This is a genomic window from Pseudomonas silensiensis, from assembly GCF_050434865.1.
GTDB lineage: Bacteria > Pseudomonadota > Gammaproteobacteria > Pseudomonadales > Pseudomonadaceae > Aquipseudomonas > Aquipseudomonas fluorescens_W.
The window spans coordinates 1-18,695 of the sequence record NZ_JBNDJH010000016.1; the positions used below are offsets into that span (position 1 = coordinate 1).

Genomic DNA, 18,695 nt, shown 5'->3' on the forward strand with positions numbered 1-18,695 from the left:
CCCACGGTCTGTACTGGTCAGAGTCAGAATCGAGTCTGTAGTCCCACCCACCCCTTCAAGTCTAAACATACAAGCGAGCCTGCTCGCGATAGCGGAGTAACATTCAGCATCAATGTTGAAAGTTATATCGCCTTCGCGAGCAAGCCCGCTCCCACAGTGGTTTGTGGTGAGGCGAAAATAGTGGGTTGAACGAGCTGTTCAAATAATCACCAATTGCCTTGCACCTCTTCTGTCCCTTCTCTACAATTGCGCCCCTTGCTGTGACGGCAGGCACGCATGTGTCTATCGCAAGCAAGTCCATAAGTGTCATTCACTCCTTGTCTGACCGCTTTTGAGCGGCAGGCTACAACCCGTAAGGAGCATTCATGCGTCATTACGAAATCATCTTTTTGGTCCACCCGGATCAAAGCGAGCAAGTCGGCGGCATGGTAGAGCGTTACACCAAGCTGATCGAAGAAGACGGCGGCAAAATCCACCGTCTGGAAGATTGGGGCCGTCGTCAACTGGCCTACGCAATCAACAATGTTCACAAGGCTCACTACGTGATGCTGAACGTTGAGTGCACTGGCAAGGCCCTGGCCGAGCTGGAAGACAACTTCCGCTACAACGATGCAGTGATCCGTAACCTGGTCATCCGTCGCGAAGAAGCCGTTACCGGCCAATCCGAGATGCTCAAGGCTGAAGAAAACCGCAGTGAGCGCCGTGAGCGTCGCGACCGTCCTGAGCACGAAGGCGCTGAAAGCGCTGATAGTGATGACAGCGACAACAGCGATAACGCTGACGAGTAATCCACGGACCTTTTGAGGAGCCTATTACATGGCACGTTTCTTCCGTCGTCGTAAATTCTGCCGCTTCACCGCTGAAGACGTGAAAGAGATCGATTACAAAGATCTCAACACTCTGAAAGCTTATGTATCCGAGACCGGCAAAATCGTTCCAAGCCGCATCACCGGTACCAAAGCACGTTATCAGCGTCAGCTGGCCACCGCTATCAAGCGCGCCCGCTTCCTGGCCCTGCTGGCCTACACCGACAGCCACGGCCGCTGAGACCGGGCAGTCGACACGTAGCAAAGGATTGAAAGCATGCGTGCCATAGCTGAGTTCATCATGCGCGGCCGTATGCAGGCCACTCTCGTAGTGGCCGGATGCGCAATATTGCCGTTGTTGTATTGGTTGGGTGCTGCCGCTGGTTGCCTTGTGCTCCTGCGGCGCGGATTGAAGGACGCCCTCGGCGTTCTTGCTCTGGGACTGCTGCCGGCGTTGGCCTGGTGGCTTTACTCCGATGACCCACGGGCACTTCTGGTGCTGCTGGGGTCTTGGAGCCTTGCGTTGGTTTTGCGCGCAAGCGAATCCTGGAACCGCGTGCTGCTGGTCAGCATAGCGATGGGAGTGGTGTTTTCAGTGGTGCTGGGGACGGCTTTTGGTCCCCAAATCGAGATGCTGGCGCAGGCTTTGATAAAAGTCATGCCGTCGCTACTCGGTGATGTCTACCAGAAGTTGTCGGTAGACGAGCAAGCGCATTTTGCGTCCCTGATCGCACCGGTCCTGACCGGCCTGATTGCGGCCTTGTTGCAAATCGTCAGTGTGCTGAGCCTGCTTGTCGGGCGCTACTGGCAGGCGTTGTTGTACAACCCGGGTGGTTTTGGTCGCGAGTTTCGCGCCATCCGATTCCCGCTGGGGCTGGCGATGTTACTGCTGGCGTTCATGCTTCTGGGACCGAACATCGGTCCGCAGATGGCCATGTTGACGCCGTTGTGCAGTGTACCGCTGGTGTTCGCCGGGCTGGCCCTGATTCACGGGCTGGTGGCGCAAAAGCGACTGGCCAGGTTCTGGCTGGTGGGGTTGTACGTCACGCTGTTGCTGTTCATGCAGCTGATCTATCCGTTGCTGGTGGTCTTGGCCATCGTCGACAGCCTGATTGATTTTCGCGGTCGTTCGACGCCGAAAGACGTCGATAGCGCGAACGGTGAAGGTTAAAAGTTAAGAGGATTTTCACATGCAACTGATCCTTCTGGAAAAAGTCACCAACCTGGGCAACCTGGGTGACAAAGTGAACGTTAAGGCTGGTTACGGTCGTAACTACCTGCTGCCTTACGGCAAAGCTACCGCTGCGACCGCTGCCAACCTGGCTGCGTTCGAAGAGCGTCGCGCTGAGCTGGAAAAAGCCGCAGCAGATCGTAAAATTTCGGCTGAAAGCCGCGCTGCCCAACTGGCTGAGCTGGAAGTGACTATCACTGCCACCGCTGGCGACGAAGGCAAGCTGTTCGGTTCGATCGGTACTCACGACATCGCTGATGCACTGACCGCCTCTGGCGTTGAAGTTGCAAAAAGCGAAGTTCGTCTGCCGAACGGCACTATCCGCAACGTAGGCGAATTCGACGTAGCCGTGCACCTGCACGCCGAAGTTGAAGCCACCGTACGCGTTGTCGTGGTAGCAGCTTAAGCAGCACTTGTCGGCTGGTACCCTCGGGTGCTTGCCGGTAACATCGGGCACGATCCTGTTTACAGGTCGTGCCCTTTGTCTTTCTGCAGTTCCTGATTTTCACAAAACTAATTCAAGTGGCCATGAACGATATCTCCGCTCCTGAGCAATACGATCTGCAAACCGCTGCCCTGAAGGTGCCGCCGCATTCCATCGAGGCCGAGCAGGCCGTGCTCGGTGGTTTGATGCTGGACAACAACGCCTGGGAACGCGTGCTGGATCAGGTATCGGACGGCGATTTCTATCGACATGACCACCGCCTGATCTTCCGCGCGATCGCCAAGCTCGCCGACCAGAACTCGCCGATCGACGTCGTGACCCTTGCCGAGCAATTGGACAAGGAAGGTCAGACCTCGCAAGTCGGCGGCCTCGGATACCTTGGCGAACTGGCAAAAAACACGCCATCCGTCGCCAACATCAAGGCGTATGCGCAGATCGTCCGTGCACGGGCAACGTTGCGACAGTTGATCGGCATCGCCACCGAAATCGCCGACAGCGCCTTCAACCCGGAAGGCCGCTCGGCTGAAGAGATTCTCGACGAAGCCGAACGGCAGATTTTCCAGATCGCCGAGGCCCGGCCAAAAACCGGCGGCCCGGTGAGCGTGAATGACCTGTTGACCAAGGCCATCGACCGCATCGACACCTTGTTCAACACTGACAACGCCATTACCGGCCTGTCCACCGGTTATACCGATCTCGACGGTATGACCAGCGGCCTGCAACCGTCTGACCTGATCATCGTCGCCGGCCGTCCATCCATGGGTAAAACCACCTTTGCGATGAACCTGGTGGAAAACGCCGTGCTGCGCAGCGACAAATGCGTGTTGGTCTACTCGCTGGAGATGCCAGGCGAATCGCTGATCATGCGTATGTTGTCGTCCCTCGGTCGGATCGATCAGACCAAGGTTCGTGCCGGTCGCCTGGAAGACGACGATTGGCCGCGCCTGACTTCGGCGGTCAACTTGCTCAACGATCGCAAGCTGTTCATTGACGATACGGCCGGTATCAGCCCGTCGGAAATGCGCGCACGGACCCGGCGTCTGGTGCGTGAACACGGTGATATCGCCCTTATCATGATCGACTACCTGCAATTGATGCAGATCCCGGGTTCTGGCGGTGACAACCGGACCAACGAGATTTCCGAGATCTCCCGTTCCTTGAAAGCCCTGGCCAAGGAATTCAACTGCCCGGTGGTGGCGCTGTCGCAGCTCAACCGCTCCCTGGAGCAACGCCCGAACAAGCGTCCGATCAACTCCGACCTCCGGGAATCCGGAGCGATCGAGCAGGATGCCGACGTCATCATGTTCGTGTACCGGGACGAGGTGTATCACCCGGAAACCGAACACAAAGGCATCGCCGAGATCATCATCGGCAAGCAGCGGAACGGCCCTATCGGCACGTCACGACTAGCGTTCATCGGCAAGTACACCCGTTTCGAAAACCTGGCACCGGGCAGCTACAACTTCGACGACGAATAATTTTCGTCGTCTGAGCGGGCCCCATCGCGGGCAAGCCCGCTCCCACAGGTTCCGTGTGATTCCTGTGGGAGCGGGCTTGCCCGCGATGGGCGCGCCGCTAATTTCCGACCATAGCCGTCGGAATTGGTTATTTTTTGTGCTATATTCCGCGCCCGCGATTTTTCATCTCAACACCGGTCATCGTCATGCAAACAGCCAAGCCGTTATTTGACTATCCCAAGTACTGGGCCGAATGTTTCGGTCCAGCGCCATTCCTGCCGATGAGCAGGGAGGAGATGGATCAGCTTGGCTGGGATTCATGCGACATCATCATCGTCACCGGTGATGCGTACGTTGACCATCCGTCGTTCGGCATGGCAATCATCGGCCGGCTGCTGGAGTCGCAAGGCTTCCGCGTCGGGATCATTGCCCAGCCGAACTGGCAGTCCAAAGACGACTTCATGAAGCTCGGCGAGCCGAACCTGTTCTTCGGCGTCGCGGCCGGCAACATGGACTCGATGATCAACCGCTACACCGCCGACAAAAAAATCCGTTCCGATGACGCCTACACCCCGGGTGGCCTGGCGGGCAAACGTCCGGACCGCGCGAGCCTGGTTTACAGCCAGCGTTGCAAGGAAGCCTACAAGAACGTGCCGATCGTTCTCGGTGGCATCGAAGCTTCCCTGCGCCGCATCGCCCACTACGATTACTGGCAGGACCGGGTTCGCAACTCGATCCTGATCGACGCCTGCGCCGACATCCTGCTCTACGGCAACGCCGAGCGTGCGATCGTCGAAGTCGCCCAGCGTCTGTCCTACGGTCACAAGATCGAAGACATCACCGACGTGCGCGGCACCGCGTTCATTCGTCGCGACACGCCGAAAGACTGGTACGAAGTCGATTCCACGCGCATCGACCGTCCGGGCAAGATCGACAAGATCATCAACCCGTACGTGAACACCCAGGACACCCAGGCCTGTGCCATCGAGCAGGAAAAAGGCCCGGTTGAAGATCCGAGCGAAGCCAAGGTCGTGCAGATTCTGGCCAGCCCGAAGATGACTCGCGACAAGACCGTGATTCGCCTGCCTTCGGTTGAGAAAGTCCGCGGTGACGCGGTTCTTTATGCTCACGCCAACCGCGTGCTTCACCTGGAAACCAACCCGGGCAACGCCCGTGCGCTGGTGCAGAAGCACGGCGAAGTCGACGTCTGGTTCAACCCGCCTCCGATTCCGATGACCACTGAAGAAATGGACTACGTGTTCGGCATGCCCTATGCGCGCATTCCGCACCCGGCGTACGGCAAGGAAAAGATCCCTGCCTACGACATGATCCGCTTCTCGGTGAACATCATGCGTGGCTGCTTCGGCGGCTGCACCTTCTGCTCGATCACCGAGCACGAAGGCCGGATCATCCAGAACCGTTCCGAAGAGTCGATCATTCGCGAAATCGAAGAGATCCGCGACAAGGTCCCAGGCTTTACCGGCGTCATTTCCGACCTCGGCGGCCCGACCGCGAACATGTACCGCATCGCTTGCAAGACCCCGGAAATCGAATCCGCGTGCCGCAAGCCTTCGTGCGTGTTCCCGGGCATTTGCCCGAACCTGAACACCGATCACTCGTCGCTGATCCAGCTGTACCGCAGCGCCCGTGCCTTGCCGGGTGTGAAGAAGATCCTGATCGCTTCCGGTCTGCGCTACGACCTCGCGGTCGAGTCGCCGGAATACGTCAAAGAGCTGGTGACCCACCACGTCGGTGGTTACCTGAAGATCGCCCCGGAACACACCGAGGAAGGTCCGCTCAATCAGATGATGAAACCGGGCATCGGTAGCTATGACAAGTTCAAGCGCATGTTCGAGAAGTACTCCAAGGAAGCCGGGAAAGAGCAGTACCTGATTCCGTACTTCATCGCCGCTCACCCGGGCACCACCGACGAAGACATGATGAACCTGGCCCTGTGGCTCAAGGGCAACGGCTTCCGTGCCGACCAGGTGCAGGCGTTCTACCCGTCGCCGATGGCCACCGCCACCGCGATGTACCACTCGGGCAAGAACCCGCTGCGTAAGGTCACTTACAAGAGCGACGCCGTGACCATCGTCAAGAGCGAAGAGCAGCGTCGTCTGCACAAGGCGTTCTTGCGGTATCACGACCCGAAAGGCTGGCCGATGCTGCGTGAAGCGCTGACCCGCATGGGCCGCGCCGATCTGATCGGGCCGGGCAAGAACCAGTTGATCCCGCTGCATCAGCCAGCGACCGACAGCTACCAGAGCGCCCGTCGCAAGAACTCGACACCGGCCGGCAGCCATAAAGTGGCAGGGGAAAAGACCACCAAGATCCTGACCCAGCACACGGGCTTGCCACCGCGCGCCAGTGATGGCGGCAATCCGTGGGACAAGCGTGAACAGGCCAAGGCAGCGGCATTCGCCCGCAACCAGCAGGCGGCCAAGGATCGTAAGGACGCGGCCAAAGGCAAGGGACCCAAGCCTGCGCGCAAGCCGGTTGTACCGCGCTAAACCTCGCTAGCGCTGAACAGAACGCCAACCTTCGGGTTGGCGTTTTGCGTTTTGGCTGTCTGGAAATTGTGTTGTGCCAATGGGGTCCACCCCTCACCCCAGCCCTCTCCCCAATGGGGAGAGGGGGAAAGGGAGTCGATCTCGGTGGTTTTCAAAGCCTGAGTTCGACGCGGGACTTTCAGGTTGCAGCATCTCGGCCAAACACCTCGGTCAGTCCCCTCTCCCTACGGGCGGTCCGACGTTTCGGGAGGGCTAGGGTGAGGGCTGGATCTCAAGCCAAACACAAAACTCGAACCCAACCCTCCCTCCGCAACATTTCCGTGCAACTCCCCCTAACCAAATTCCCGCGTCGCCCGATTTTGGTGCTGTACTGCCTCAAGCAATCGGAGAAAGCGCCAGCGCTGCTGGATGGCATAAGTCTTGCGCGCTTTCCAATACGCTTAAGGCTCGCAGGAGGCACGCCGTGTCGATTCATGTCGCATTGCACCACGTCACGCATTACCGCTACGACCGCGCCGTCGAGCTCGGTCCGCAGATCGTTCGCCTGCGCCCGGCCGCCCACAGTCGCACGCGGATACTGTCCTACGCGCTGAAAGTGTCGCCTGAGCAGCACTTCATCAACTGGCAGCAAGACCCCCAGGGCAATTACCTGGCGCGGTTGGTGTTCCCGGAGAAAACCGATGAGCTGCGGATCGAAGTCGATCTGCTGGCAGAGATGGCGGTCTTCAATCCGTTCGACTTCTTCCTTGAGCCCTACGCGGAAAAGATTCCGTTCGCCTACGCCGCGGATGAGCGCAAGGAACTGGCGCCGTATCTGGAAACCTTGCCCCTGACGCCGAAGTTCAAGGCCTATCTGGAAGGCATCGACCGCACGCCGCTGCCCAGTGTGGATTTCCTCGTCGCACTCAATCAGCGCCTGAGTGAAGACATTGGCTACCTGATTCGCATGGAGCCGGGCGTGCAAACGCCCGAACATACCCTCGAACATGCCTCCGGTTCCTGCCGCGACTCTGCATGGTTGCTGGTGCAGTTGTTGCGCAACCTCGGTCTGGCGGCGCGTTTCGTCTCCGGCTACCTGATTCAACTGACCGCCGACGTCAAAAGCCTCGACGGCCCGTCGGGCACTGACGTGGACTTCACCGACCTGCACGCCTGGTGCGAGGTCTATTTGCCCGGTGCCGGCTGGATCGGCCTGGACGCGACGTCAGGGCTGTTTGCCGGTGAAGGACACATTCCGTTGGCCTGTAGTCCCGATCCGGGCTCTGCGGCACCGATCAGTGGCTTGGTTGAACCGTGCGAGTGCGAATTCACCCACGAAATGTCCGTGGAGCGGATTTGGGAAGCGCCACGGGTAACGAAGCCCTACACCGAAGACCAATGGCTGGCGATCCAGGCGTTGGGTCGGCAGATCGATGCCGACCTGTTGGAGGGTGACGTACGCCTGACCATGGGCGGCGAACCGACGTTTGTTTCCATCGATGACCCGGACGGGGCCGAGTGGAATACGGCGGCACTGGGGCCAGACAAACGACGCCTGTCCGCCGAACTGTTCCAGCGCATGCGCAAGCACTACGCGCCCCAAGGCCTGGTGCATTTCGGTCAGGGCAAGTGGTACCCCGGTGAGCAGTTGCCGCGCTGGTCGCTGAACTGCTACTGGCGCCGCGACGATGTGCCGATCTGGCACAACAGCGCGTTGATTGCCGATGAGCAGCAAGACTACGGTGCCAATGGCGAGCTGGCCGGACGCTTTCTGGCGAGTGTCGCCGAACGCCTGAAAATTCCGACACGCTTTGTATTTCCGGCCTACGAAGACAATTTCTATTACCTCTGGCGCGAAGGTACTTTGCCGCAGAACGTCAGCGCCGAAGACTCGCGTCTTGAAGAGCCTCTGGAGCGTGCGCGTCTGCGTAAAGTCTTCAGCCAGGGTCTGGACAAAGTCATAGGCCAGGTCCTGCCGCTGGCGCGCACTGCCAAGGGTGATCAGTGGCAAAGCGGCCGCTGGTATCTGCGCGATGAGCATTGCCGACTGGTGCCGGGGGATTCGCCGCTGGGCTATCGCTTACCGCTCGGCTCGCAGCCTTGGGTGAAAGCGGCGGAATACCCGTTCATTCATCCTGTGGACCCGAATCAGGATTTCCCTGCACTGCCCGACACTGCACAACTTCAGAGCCAAGGCGAGCCTGCGATTGCTGATGACCGCGCGCCAAAGATCGACGAATCCGCCGACTGGCTGACCCGCACGGCGTTCTGCGCCGAAGCGCGAGAAGGGCGGTTGTACCTGTTCATGCCGCCGCTGGAGCGGGTCGAGGATTATCTGGAACTGGTCAGTGCCATCGAAGCCACCGCCGAGGAATTGCATTGCCCTGTGTTGCTGGAAGGCTATGAGCCGCCGAGCGACCCGCGCCTGAGCAACTTCCGTATCACGCCCGATCCGGGTGTGATCGAGGTCAACGTGCAGCCGTCTGCCACGTGGGATGAACTGGTCGAACGCACCGAATTCCTTTACGAAGAGGCACGCCAGACCCGACTGACCACCGAGAAATTCATGATCGACGGCCGGCACACCGGCACCGGCGGCGGTAACCATTTCGTACTGGGCGGCGCGACACCGGCTGACTCACCGTTTCTACGCCGTCCCGATCTGCTGCGCAGCCTGATCAGCTACTGGCATAACCACCCGTCCTTGTCCTACCTGTTTTCCGGATTGTTCATCGGCCCGACGTCTCAGGCGCCACGGGTCGACGAAGCACGCAACGATGCCTTGTATGAACTGGAAATCGCCTTCGCCCAGATGCCTAAGCCGGGTGAGGAGTGCGCGCCGTGGCTGGTGGATCGGCTGCTGCGCAACCTGCTGATCGACGTGACCGGCAACACTCACCGCGCCGAGTTCTGCATCGACAAGCTTTATTCACCGGACGGCGCTACCGGTCGCCTTGGGTTGCTCGAGTTGCGCGCCTTTGAAATGCCACCCCATGCGCGCATGAGCCTGGCGCAACAGTTGTTGTTGCGGGCGTTGGTAGCTCGATTCTGGCGCGAGCCTTATGCGCCGCCGAAACTGGCACGCTGGGGCACTGAGCTGCACGACCGTTTCCTGTTGCCGCACTTTATCGAACAGGATTTCGCCGACGTCATCGCCGACCTGAATGCCGCCGGTTATCCCGTGCGCGCTGAGTGGTTTGCGGCGCATCTGGAGTTCCGTTTTCCCAAGGTCGGCGATTACGCCGTCAGCGGGATCGAGCTGGAATTGCGTCAGGCACTGGAGCCCTGGCATGTGCTGGGCGAAGAGGGCGCGGTCGGCGGCACGGTACGTTACGTGGACTCGTCGCTGGAACGCTTGCAGGTCAAACTCACGGGCCTGCCGCCGCAGCGTTATCTGCTGACGTGCAATGGCATACCGGTGCCATTGCAACCCACCGGGCGGGTCGGCGAGTTTGTCGCTGGCGTGCGTTTCCGCGCCTGGCAACCGGCCAACTGCCTGCAACCGACCATCCCGGTCCACGCGCCATTGGTGTTCGACTTGCTCGACACCTGGATGCAGCGTTCGCTGGGTGGCTGTCAGTACCACGTCGCCCACCCGGGCGGGCGCAACTACGACAGCTTGCCGGTGAACGCCAATGAGGCGGAGAGCCGGCGGATGGCGCGTTTTTTCCGCATCGGACATACGCCGGGGAAACTTCCTATACCCAATATGGAAATTAACGACGAGCTGCCGATGACTCTCGATTTACGACGCTTCTAAACCGTACGCGTCGCTCGGATTTTTCGTATATCCGGGTGTCATGAGCCTGCGTTAGTCTGACCGTTCTTTGCTGTCTGCCGAGCTTTCCATGCCTGACCTGCTTGACCGCTACCCGCTGACGGCGGGCACTTATCATGAACTGCTCGACGACAGCGGCGCGGTGCGCCCGCACTGGCGTAGGTTGTTCGACCAATTGCAACGCAGCACACCAACGCAATTGGTGCAGCGTCAGGCGCTGCTGACCCGGCAGATCCAGGAAAACGGCGTGACGTACAACGTCTACGCCGACCCTAAGGGTGCCGATCGGCCGTGGGAACTCGATCTGCTACCGCACGTGATTGCTGCGGATGAATGGCAGCAGTTGTCAGCCGGGATCGCCCAGCGGGCACGCTTGCTCAATGCTGTGCTGGCAGATTTGTACGGCCCGCAACGGTTGATCGCTGAGGGCCTGCTGCCTGCTGAGCTGGTCTTCGGTCACAACAACTTCCTCTGGCCCTGTCAGGGCATCACGCCGCCCGACGGGGCTTTTCTGCATCTGTATGCCGTGGATCTGGCGCGTACGCCTGACGGTCGCTGGTGGGTCACGGCGGATCGGACGCAAGCACCGTCCGGTGCCGGTTATGCGCTGGAAAACCGCACCATCGTGTCCCGGGCCTTTCCCGAGTTGTACCGCGATTTGAAAGTGCAGCACCTGGCCGGATTCTTCCGCACGCTTCAGGAAACCCTGGCCCGTCAGGCGCCGAGTGATGACGAAGCGCCGCTGATCGTGCTGCTCACGCCGGGGCGTTTCAACGAAAGCTATTTCGAACACCTCTATCTGGCTCGCCAGCTCGGTTATCCACTGGTAGAGGGCGGCGACCTGACCGTCCGGGATGCCACGGTCTACCTGAAAACCTTGAGCGGACTGCGCCGGGTCCACGCGATCATGCGCCGGCTCGACGATGACTTCTGCGATCCGCTGGAGCTGCGCACTGACTCGGCCCTTGGTGTGCCGGGATTGCTGGAAGCGGTACGCCAAGGCCGGGTGCTGGTGGCCAACGCCCTCGGCAGCGGCGTACTGGAGTCGCCGGGGTTGTTGGGCTTCCTGCCGAGGATCAATCAATTCCTGTTCGGCGAAGAACTGATTCTGCCCTCCATCGCGACCTGGTGGTGCGGTGAAGCACCGGTGCTGGCTCAGGCCCTGGAAAAATTGCCGGAGTTGTTGATCAAACCGGCTTTCCCGTCACAGAGCTTCACTCCTGTATTTGGGCGCGATTTGAGTGAAAAACAGCGTCATGAACTGGCTGAGCGCATGCAGGCCAGGCCTTACGCCTATGTCGCGCAAGAATTGGCTCAGCTCTCTCAAGCCCCGATCTGGCAGGCTGAAGGCGGTCATCTGCAACCTCGGGCCATTGGCATGCGCGTGTACGCCGTGGCCAGCCGTGAGGGCTATCGGGTTCTGCCCGGCGGCCTTACCCGGGTTGCCGCCGAGGCTGACGCCGAAGTGGTGTCGATGCAGCGCGGTGGCGCGAGCAAAGACACCTGGGTGTTGGGCGATCGCCCGCCGAGCGGTGAGCAATGGAAAACCCAGCGCACGATCGGTGTGCATGACCTGGTGCGACGGGATCCGTATCTGCCGTCGCGAGTGGTGGAAAACCTGTTCTGGTTCGGGCGTTATTGCGAGCGTTGTGATGACAGCGCGCGGCTGCTGCGAATCATGCTGGCGCGGTATGTCGATGGTGATGACCCGCAAGCCCTGGAAGCGGCGGTCGATCTGGGCGAACGGTTGATGTTGTTGCCCGATGAAGGCGAGTTGCCGGAGCGTTTGCTGGCGGCATTACTTGGCGACGACTGGTCGTTCAGTCTGCGCTCCAACCTGCAGCGTTTGCAGTGGGCAGCCTCGCAGGTGCGCGGCAAGCTCTCGCGGGAAAACTGGCAAGCGCTGGTGGAGCTGCAGCGCGAGGCTATGGAACTGGAAGCCGAAGAGCCGGATTTCGGCGAATTGCTGGATTTCCTCAACCGTCTGGTGATGTCCCTGGCGGCGTTATCCGGTTTCGCCCTCGACGACATGACCCGGGACGAAGGCTGGCGCTTCCTGATGATCGGCCGCCGGATCGAACGCCTGCAATTTCTCAGCGCCAGCCTGGCGGCATTTCTGCGCGGTACCGGTGCTTTCGATCAGGCCGGACTGGAATGGCTGCTGGAGCTGGGCAACAGCAGCATCACTTACCGTTCGCGGTATCTGGCGGTGGCGCAACTGATCCCGGTACTCGACCTGTTGCTGCTCGACGAGCAGAACCCCCACGCCGTGCTGTTTCAGTTGAAACTGGTGACTCGTACCTTGAAACGCTTGAATGATGACTTCGGCGTGCCTCGCGAAGCGGGGTTGCCGCAGTTGGTGGAACGCTTGGCACAGTTCGATCTGGGATGCCTGGAGAACTCGCTGTTCGGCGAAGCCAGCGTTCGGGCAGCCATTGAGGGGCTGGCCGACCTGTTGCAAGAAATCGCCGACGCCAGCGGGCAAGTGTCGGATCGTCTGGCCTTGCGCCATTTTGCCCACGTCGATGACGTCAGCCAGCGCACGGTGTCGGTCTGATGAGCGCCCATTACCAGATTCTCCACGACACCCATTATCACTACGACAGCCCGGTGTCTCTGGCTCAGCAGCTTGCGCACCTGTGGCCGCGGTCGTGTGCCTGGCAGCGCTGCACCGAGCAGCAACTGCAGATCAGTCCCGACCCGACTTCACGCCGCGATGAACTGGATGTGTTCGGTAATCCGCTGACCCGGTTGGCGTTCGAGCGGCCGCACGATGAATTGCTGGTCAACGCCCGACTCACCGTCGAAGTGCTGGCCCGGCCTGCGCTGGATTTCAATCAATCCCCCGCGTGGGAAAAAACCCGCAGCGCGCTGACCTACAGCAGCCAACCGCTTTCCCCCGAATTGCTGGAAGCGTGTCGTTACCGGTTCGAATCGCCCTACGTGCATCTGAAGCGCAACTTCGTCGAGTTTTCCGAAAGCTGTTTTCCACCGGGTCGGCCGCTGCTGTTGGGTGTTCAGGTGCTGATGGAGAAGATTTTCAGCGAATTCACCTTCGACGCTGAAGCGACCCAAGTGGCGACGCCGCTAGTGGAAGTGCTGGAGCGCCGGCGCGGTGTTTGCCAGGACTTCGCGCATCTGATGCTCGCGTGTGTGCGTTCGCGTGGGTTGGCAGCGCGGTATATCAGTGGCTACCTGCTGACCCAGCCACCACCGGGCCAGCCGCGACTGATCGGCGCCGATGCGTCACATGCGTGGGTTTCAGTGTTTTGCCCGGTGCTCGGTTGGGTGGATTTCGATCCGACCAACAACGTACAGCCGGCGCTGGAACACATCACCTTGGCCTGGGGCCGGGATTTTTCCGATGTGTCGCCGTTGCGCGGGGTGATCTTGGGCGGTGGCAGCCACGACCCGGAAGTCCGCGTCACCGTGATGCCACTGGATTAACGCACGGCCCCCTGTAGGAGTGAGCCTGCTCGCGAAAGCGATCTTTCAGCCACCAAGAAGTTGAATGTGCCAACGCTTTCGCGAGCAGGCTCACTCCTACAGGGGGCTGTGCAGTTCTTTCGGGAAGGGGTAATTCAGAGGGGGCTGTGAGGGTCAGCAAAGTAACTGCTGACCCTGGACACAGATCCGGTGGGCCTGATCAGATCATCGGGCCCTGAGGGTCTCAGGCGTCGGGCGCCTGATCTTTCGGTGCTTCAACATCGTCTTCTGCGGTCACTTCACCTTCTGCATCCGGGTTCAGTGCGGCGGCTTCTTCTTCAGCTGTAGCTTTCTTGCGCTGAAGCTTTTCCTCTTTCTTCTGCTCCTTGGCCAAGTCTCTCTGACGTTTGGCGAAGGAATAATTGGGTTTAGCCATGGGCGATCCTCTGGGGTCGAAGGTGAGGTTGAGCGGCGCGTATTCTGCCCTGTATCGATGCCCAGCCGTTAGCTGGGTTTTTGCTCGAGCCACTTTGGCACCACTGTCGGCTGCCAGGCATCCAGTGCATCGAGCAGGGTTTGCGGCGATTCGCTCACTTGCAGCATGTCACGGTGCGGTTCACGAACGAAGCCTTCGCCGACGATATGATCGAGAAAAGACGTCAATTTGCTGTAGAAACCGTTCACTTCCAGCAGCCCCAGCGGTTTGCCGTGGTAGCCGAGCTGGCCCCAGGTCCAGACTTCGAACAGTTCTTCCAGCGTGCCCAGGCCGCCGGGCAGGGCGATAAAGGCGTCACTGAGCTCGGCCATCCGCGCCTTGCGCGCATGCATGCCGTCGACCACTTCCAGGCGAGTGAGGCCGCTGTGACCGATTTCCTTGTCTTTGAGGCTTTGCGGGATGATCCCGATCACTTCACCGCCGGCCGCTAGCGCAGCATCGGCAACGATGCCCATCAGTCCGACGGCACCGCCGCCATAGACCAGTGTCAGCTTACGCTCGGCCAATGCTCGCCCCAAGGCGACAGCCGCTTCACGATAAGCCGGGTTGGTGCCAGTGCTGGCACCGCAAAATACACAAACGGACGCTAAAGACATGCCTTACTCCATGGTCAGGATGGCCACAGAGTAAAGGCAGGCACGCGACGTTCCAAGGTCTACACTTCGCGTTCAGGTGTTTCAAAGGTTCCGCTGGCGCCACAGGCGTAGGCGGCAAGCAAACTGCGCAACAGGCTGTTAAGGGACATGACAGACGCTCCAGATACGTGATGACGGCTTGATGATAGGGCCGCCCTAGACGTCTGGCTGGTAGATTGTTTCGATAGGTGTCATAGCCCGAAAGTTGTATACAATTTTTGATTCAGGTCATAGGAACTTGCGAAGTTTTCAGGCAGTCTTCTGTCCATTCGCACTTTTGTTAACCCTGCCTTGGAGATTCACCATGTTTGCCAAACTTGTTGCGGTATCCCTGCTGACGCTGGCCAGCAGCCAATTGATGGCTGCCGAGTGCAAGGTCACTGTCGACTCGACTGACCAGATGTCCTTCGATACCAAGGAAATCAGCATCGACAAGAGCTGCAAGACGTTCACTGTGGAACTGAAACACTCCGGCAGCCTGCCGAAAAACGTCATGGGTCATAACTGGGTGCTGAGTAAAGAGGCTGATATGCAGCCGATCGCCACCGCGGGCCTGGCCGCAGGCATCGAAAAGAACTACCTGCCAGAAGGTGACGCGCGCATCATCGCCCACACCAAAATCATCGGCGCCAAGGAAACCGACTCGGTGACCTTCGACGTGTCGAAGCTCGATGCTGCCGAGAAGTACGGTTTCTTCTGCTCGTTCCCTGGCCACATCTCGATGATGAAAGGTACTGTTGTCCTGAAGTAATCGAATCGCTCTCATAAAAAAAGCGTCCACCTGGACGCTTTTTTTTTGCCTGTCTGTTCGCTCAATCAAGGCGCGAACGGCATCACACGTTTGTGATGAGTCTTTTTGTACGTGTCGCAGATGATCTTGAATGCTTCCTCGCGCACCGGCTCGCCGTGCAAAAACGCGTCGATCTCGGCATAGGTCACGCCGTGGGACGCTTCGTCCGGTTTGCCGGGCGACAGGTCTTCAAGGTCGGCCGTCGGGATTTTTTCCACCAGCGATTCCGGCGCACCGAAGCTGCGGGCGATGTCCCGGACCTGGTTTTTCACCAGACCGCTCAGCGGCGCCAGGTCGCACGCGCCATCACCGAATTTGGTGAAGAAACCCATCACCGCTTCCGCCGCGTGGTCGGTACCGATCACCAGGCCCTGGGCTGCGCCGGCGATGGTGTATTGAGCGACCATGCGCATCCGCGCCTTGGTATTGCCCAGCACGAAATCCACCGAGACCGCGTGCTTGCCTTCGAAGGCCGCTACTTCACTGGCCAAGGATTTGACGGCCGGACCGATGTTCACGGTGTGGCGCTCGTCCGGGGCGATGAAGTCCACCGAAGCCTGGGCATCATGTTCGTCGAACTGGGTTTCGTACGGCAGGCGCACGGCGATGAACTTGTAGCTGTCGTCGCCTGTGCGTGTGCGCAGTTCGCGCATGGCACGCTGGGCCAGGAGGCCGGCGGTCAGGGAATCGACGCCGCCGCTGATGCCGAGTACCAGGGTCTTGAGCCCGGAATTGACCAGGCAATCCTGGATGAAGGTAATCCGCCGGGCGACTTCAGCCTCGAGGGCGGCCTGGTCGGCGAACGGCGGCTGGACCTTGAGCTGTTCAGCAATCTCACGCTGTTCGGCTTGCATGAATTCACTCCTTGCTAGATGTGCTTGATGTGCTGGAAAGGGCGGCAGGAACTTTGAAAACGTGTCGCAAATAGGCGACGAAATTCGGGTCTTTGCAGTGAGTCTTGCCAGGCTCATCGGAAATCTTTGCCACGGGCTGGCCGTTGCAGGCGGCCATTTTAAGCACGATGCTCATCGGTTCAACACCCGGAATATCGCACGTCAGGTTGGTGCCGATGCCAAAGCTCACATTGATCCGACCGCGCAGCGCCCGAAAAATCTCCAGGGACTTGGGCAGCGTCAGACTGTCGGAGAACACCAGCGTCTTGCTCATCGGGTCGATGCCCAGCTTGTGATAGTGCGCAATGGCCTTTTCTGCCCAGAGCACCGGATCACCGGAATCATGGCGCAAGCCGTCAAACAGCTTGGCGAAATACAGGTCGAAATCGCTGAGAAAGGCATCCGTGGTGATGCAGTCGGTGAGGGCGATCCCCAACAGGCCACGGTACTCGCGCACCCAGCAATCGAGGGCGGCAATCTGACTGTCGATCAGCCGCGGGCCGAGTTGCTGATGGGCCATGATCCATTCGTGGGCCATGGTGCCCAACGGTTTCATGTCCAGCTCCCGTGAAAGGTGCACGTTGCTGGTGCCGACAAAACGGCCGGGGAAATCGTGCTTGAGCACGTTCACCACTTCTTCCTGCACGCGGTACGAGAAGCGACGGCGAGTGCCGAAATCGGCGACCTGCAATTCAGACAATTCGTCCGCGCTGGCGTTGGCGGTGAGCCAGTCGAACTTGCGGTAGAGCTGCTCGCGCGCCTGTTCCAGCACGACCTCACGGTAGCGATAGCGATTGCGCACTTCACTGACGATGGACAGCAGCGGCACTTCGAACAGGATCACGTGCAGCCATGGCCCGCGCAGGCGGATGAACAGCTCGCCATCTTCGATACCGGTGTGGACGTAGCGCAGGTTGAAGCGGAACAACCCGAGAAAGCGCAGGAAATCCGGCTTCATGAAGCTGATGCGCTCCATGAAACTCAACTGGTCGGCGCTCAGGCTCAATTCGGCAAGGCGCTCGATCTGGAAGCGGATTTCCGCCAGGTACGGGCGCAAATCTTCACTGTTACGGCAACGAAACTCCCATTCGACTTCTACGTTGGGGTAGTTGTGCAGCACCGCCTGCATCATCGTCAGTTTGTAGAAGTCGGTGTCGAGCAGGTTCTGCACGATGCGATCGCCAAACACGCTCTCGCTCATAACGGGGTTCTCCAGGCTGGCCGCGGCCCGTGGCAGCGACGTTGCAGCTGTTTCAATGAATGGGGCTAGTGGCGCATATCAGTGGTGGGAATTACCAGTGATTTTTGTATCGACGAGGGTTAATCGGTGGATGTGGGGCTGTCGATCTGCTCCAGCATCCACTTCACAAAATCCCGCACCTTGGGCACTTCCGCCGAATGCTCCGGATACGCCAGGTAATAGGCATCGGTGCTCGGCATCGCGTGCTGCCAGGGTATGACCAGTTTGCCGTCGGCCAATTCCTCTTCCACCAGAAACCGCGGCAACAGTGCTACACCGCAGCCGACCTGGGCTGCGCGGATACACATATAAAAGGTTTCGAAACGCGGGCCGTGGTAGCTGTGTTCGGTGTGGTAGCCCTGACTGTCGAACCAGTCGTGCCAGGCCTGGGGCCGGGAGGCGTTTTGCAGCAGGACCAGGTCGGTGAGTTGCGTAGGATCGGTGAACGGCGTGTCCGGCAGGCTACCGGGTGCGCAGACCGGCACCAGCTCTTCGCCGAACAGCTTCAGGCATTCAGTGCCGGGGCGTGAGCCCTGGCCGAAGTAGAACGCCAGGTCGCTGCGACCTTGCAGCAGATCGTCGGCTTCCTGTTCGCTGCACAGGTCCAGATGGATCGAGGGATGGCGCAGACGCCAGCCTTTCAAGCGTGGCACTAGCCAGCGCGCGCCGAAGGTCGGAGGCGTCGAGACGCGCAGGACTTCGGTTTCACCGCCGTAGGAGCGCAGGTAGTGGGTCGACATCTCGACCTGCGTGAGGATTTTTCGTACCTCCACCAGGTACAAATCACCGGCCGGGGTCATTTGCAGGCGACGGCGTACCCGGCGGAACAACAGGTGCTGCAGCAATTCTTCGAGTTGCGCGACCTGTTTGCTGACAGCGCTCTGGGTCAGGTTCAGCTCTTCAGCCGCCCGGGTGAAGCTCAAATGCCGGGTCACGGCCTCAAAACACTGCAGCGCGGTGATCGACGGCAAGTAGCGTTTATTCAGCATGGGTTGTCCTTTTTCTTGTT

15 protein-coding genes are annotated in these 18,695 nt (G+C 59.7%); 10 read left to right on the forward strand and 5 right to left on the reverse strand.

Translation table 11 applies throughout. From position 1 onward, the window contains the following. Positions 1-365: 365 nt before the first annotated feature. The 9 genes from rpsF (at position 366) to QF010_RS21675 (ending at position 13,653) form a co-directional block, all read left to right on the forward strand. Positions 366-788 carry a 30S ribosomal protein S6 gene (gene rpsF / locus QF010_RS21635; RefSeq protein ID WP_003217491.1) on the forward strand — a complete coding sequence of 141 codons (423 nt, stop codon included), beginning with the start codon at positions 366-368 and terminating at the stop codon, positions 786-788. A 28-nt stretch (positions 789-816) separates the two neighbouring features. Then, positions 817-1,047 carry a 30S ribosomal protein S18 gene (gene rpsR / locus QF010_RS21640; protein ID WP_002551829.1) on the forward strand — a complete coding sequence of 77 codons (231 nt, stop codon included), beginning with the start codon at positions 817-819 and terminating at the stop codon, positions 1,045-1,047. Between the two features lie 36 nt (positions 1,048-1,083). Beyond that, positions 1,084-1,977, forward strand: coding sequence for a YybS family protein (locus QF010_RS21645; protein ID WP_429533921.1), 894 nt, complete (start codon positions 1,084-1,086; stop codon positions 1,975-1,977). A 19-nt stretch (positions 1,978-1,996) separates the two neighbouring features. After that, on the forward strand, positions 1,997-2,443 hold the full coding sequence (gene rplI / locus QF010_RS21650) for a 50S ribosomal protein L9 (protein WP_033055552.1): 447 nt from the start codon (positions 1,997-1,999) through the stop codon (positions 2,441-2,443). A gap of 122 nt (positions 2,444-2,565) precedes the next feature. After that, complete coding sequence (gene dnaB, locus QF010_RS21655; protein WP_033055553.1) at positions 2,566-3,960, forward strand: replicative DNA helicase; 1,395 nt, start codon at positions 2,566-2,568, stop codon at positions 3,958-3,960. A gap of 185 nt (positions 3,961-4,145) precedes the next feature. Next, positions 4,146-6,449 carry a YgiQ family radical SAM protein gene (locus tag QF010_RS21660; protein WP_033055554.1) on the forward strand — a complete coding sequence of 768 codons (2,304 nt, stop codon included), beginning with the start codon at positions 4,146-4,148 and terminating at the stop codon, positions 6,447-6,449. A gap of 463 nt (positions 6,450-6,912) precedes the next feature. After that, complete coding sequence (locus tag QF010_RS21665; RefSeq protein ID WP_429533922.1) at positions 6,913-10,188, forward strand: transglutaminase family protein; 3,276 nt, start codon at positions 6,913-6,915, stop codon at positions 10,186-10,188. An 88-nt stretch (positions 10,189-10,276) separates the two neighbouring features. After that, a complete protein-coding gene (locus tag QF010_RS21670; RefSeq protein WP_429533923.1) occupies positions 10,277-12,763 on the forward strand; it encodes a circularly permuted type 2 ATP-grasp protein in 2,487 nt (828 codons plus the stop codon). Then, positions 12,763-13,653, forward strand: coding sequence for a transglutaminase family protein (locus QF010_RS21675; RefSeq protein WP_429533924.1), 891 nt, complete (start codon positions 12,763-12,765; stop codon positions 13,651-13,653). The genes QF010_RS21670 and QF010_RS21675 overlap by 1 nt, the downstream gene beginning before the upstream one ends. A 223-nt stretch (positions 13,654-13,876) precedes the next feature. Here QF010_RS21675 and QF010_RS21680 read toward each other — a convergent pair whose 3' ends face one another. Together QF010_RS21680 and QF010_RS21685 are read right to left on the reverse strand one after the other, a co-directional pair. Beyond that, on the reverse strand, positions 13,877-14,068 hold the full coding sequence (locus QF010_RS21680) for a hypothetical protein (protein ID WP_033055559.1): 192 nt from the start codon (positions 14,066-14,068) through the stop codon (positions 13,877-13,879). A 68-nt stretch (positions 14,069-14,136) separates the two neighbouring features. Next, positions 14,137-14,724, reverse strand: a complete 588-nt coding sequence (locus tag QF010_RS21685) for a cytokinin riboside 5'-monophosphate phosphoribohydrolase (RefSeq protein WP_033055560.1) — start codon at positions 14,722-14,724, stop codon at positions 14,137-14,139. A 343-nt stretch (positions 14,725-15,067) separates the two neighbouring features. On the opposite strand from QF010_RS21685, the gene azu reads away from it, so the two are divergent. Then, positions 15,068-15,514 (forward strand): azurin, encoded by a 447-nt coding sequence (gene azu / locus QF010_RS21690; protein ID WP_033055561.1) that lies wholly within the window; start codon positions 15,068-15,070, stop codon positions 15,512-15,514. Between the two features lie 65 nt (positions 15,515-15,579). On the opposite strand, the gene nadE is transcribed toward azu, so the two are convergent. From nadE to QF010_RS21705, 3 genes are all read right to left on the reverse strand, one after another. Further along, positions 15,580-16,407 (reverse strand): NAD(+) synthase, encoded by an 828-nt coding sequence (nadE, locus tag QF010_RS21695; protein WP_429511254.1) that lies wholly within the window; start codon positions 16,405-16,407, stop codon positions 15,580-15,582. A gap of 4 nt (positions 16,408-16,411) precedes the next feature. Next, positions 16,412-17,647: a nicotinate phosphoribosyltransferase gene (gene pncB, locus QF010_RS21700; protein ID WP_429533925.1), complete on the reverse strand. Its 1,236-nt coding sequence runs from the start codon at positions 17,645-17,647 to the stop codon at positions 16,412-16,414. Positions 17,648-17,766: 119 nt separating this feature from the next. Continuing rightward, the gene (locus tag QF010_RS21705; RefSeq protein WP_046044812.1) at positions 17,767-18,675 is read right to left on the reverse strand and encodes a LysR family transcriptional regulator; all 909 of its coding nucleotides are present in this window, start codon (positions 18,673-18,675) and stop codon (positions 17,767-17,769) included. Positions 18,676-18,695: the final 20 nt, after the last annotated feature.

Coding starts and splice junctions, on each gene's coding strand:
- rpsF (WP_003217491.1), top strand. CDS start 366: ATGCGTCATTACGAAATCATCTTTTTGGTCCACCCGGATCAAAGCGAG.
- rpsR (WP_002551829.1), top strand. CDS start 817: ATGGCACGTTTCTTCCGTCGTCGTAAATTCTGCCGCTTCACCGCTGAA.
- QF010_RS21645 (WP_429533921.1), top strand. CDS start 1,084: ATGCGTGCCATAGCTGAGTTCATCATGCGCGGCCGTATGCAGGCCACT.
- rplI (WP_033055552.1), top strand. CDS start 1,997: ATGCAACTGATCCTTCTGGAAAAAGTCACCAACCTGGGCAACCTGGGT.
- dnaB (WP_033055553.1), top strand. CDS start 2,566: ATGAACGATATCTCCGCTCCTGAGCAATACGATCTGCAAACCGCTGCC.
- QF010_RS21660 (WP_033055554.1), top strand. CDS start 4,146: ATGCAAACAGCCAAGCCGTTATTTGACTATCCCAAGTACTGGGCCGAA.
- QF010_RS21670 (WP_429533923.1), top strand. CDS start 10,277: ATGCCTGACCTGCTTGACCGCTACCCGCTGACGGCGGGCACTTATCAT.
- QF010_RS21675 (WP_429533924.1), top strand. CDS start 12,763: ATGAGCGCCCATTACCAGATTCTCCACGACACCCATTATCACTACGAC.
- QF010_RS21680 (WP_033055559.1), bottom strand. CDS start 14,068: ATGGCTAAACCCAATTATTCCTTCGCCAAACGTCAGAGAGACTTGGCC.
- QF010_RS21685 (WP_033055560.1), bottom strand. CDS start 14,724: ATGTCTTTAGCGTCCGTTTGTGTATTTTGCGGTGCCAGCACTGGCACC.
- azu (WP_033055561.1), top strand. CDS start 15,068: ATGTTTGCCAAACTTGTTGCGGTATCCCTGCTGACGCTGGCCAGCAGC.
- nadE (WP_429511254.1), bottom strand. CDS start 16,407: ATGCAAGCCGAACAGCGTGAGATTGCTGAACAGCTCAAGGTCCAGCCG.
- pncB (WP_429533925.1), bottom strand. CDS start 17,647: ATGAGCGAGAGCGTGTTTGGCGATCGCATCGTGCAGAACCTGCTCGAC.
- QF010_RS21705 (WP_046044812.1), bottom strand. CDS start 18,675: ATGCTGAATAAACGCTACTTGCCGTCGATCACCGCGCTGCAGTGTTTT.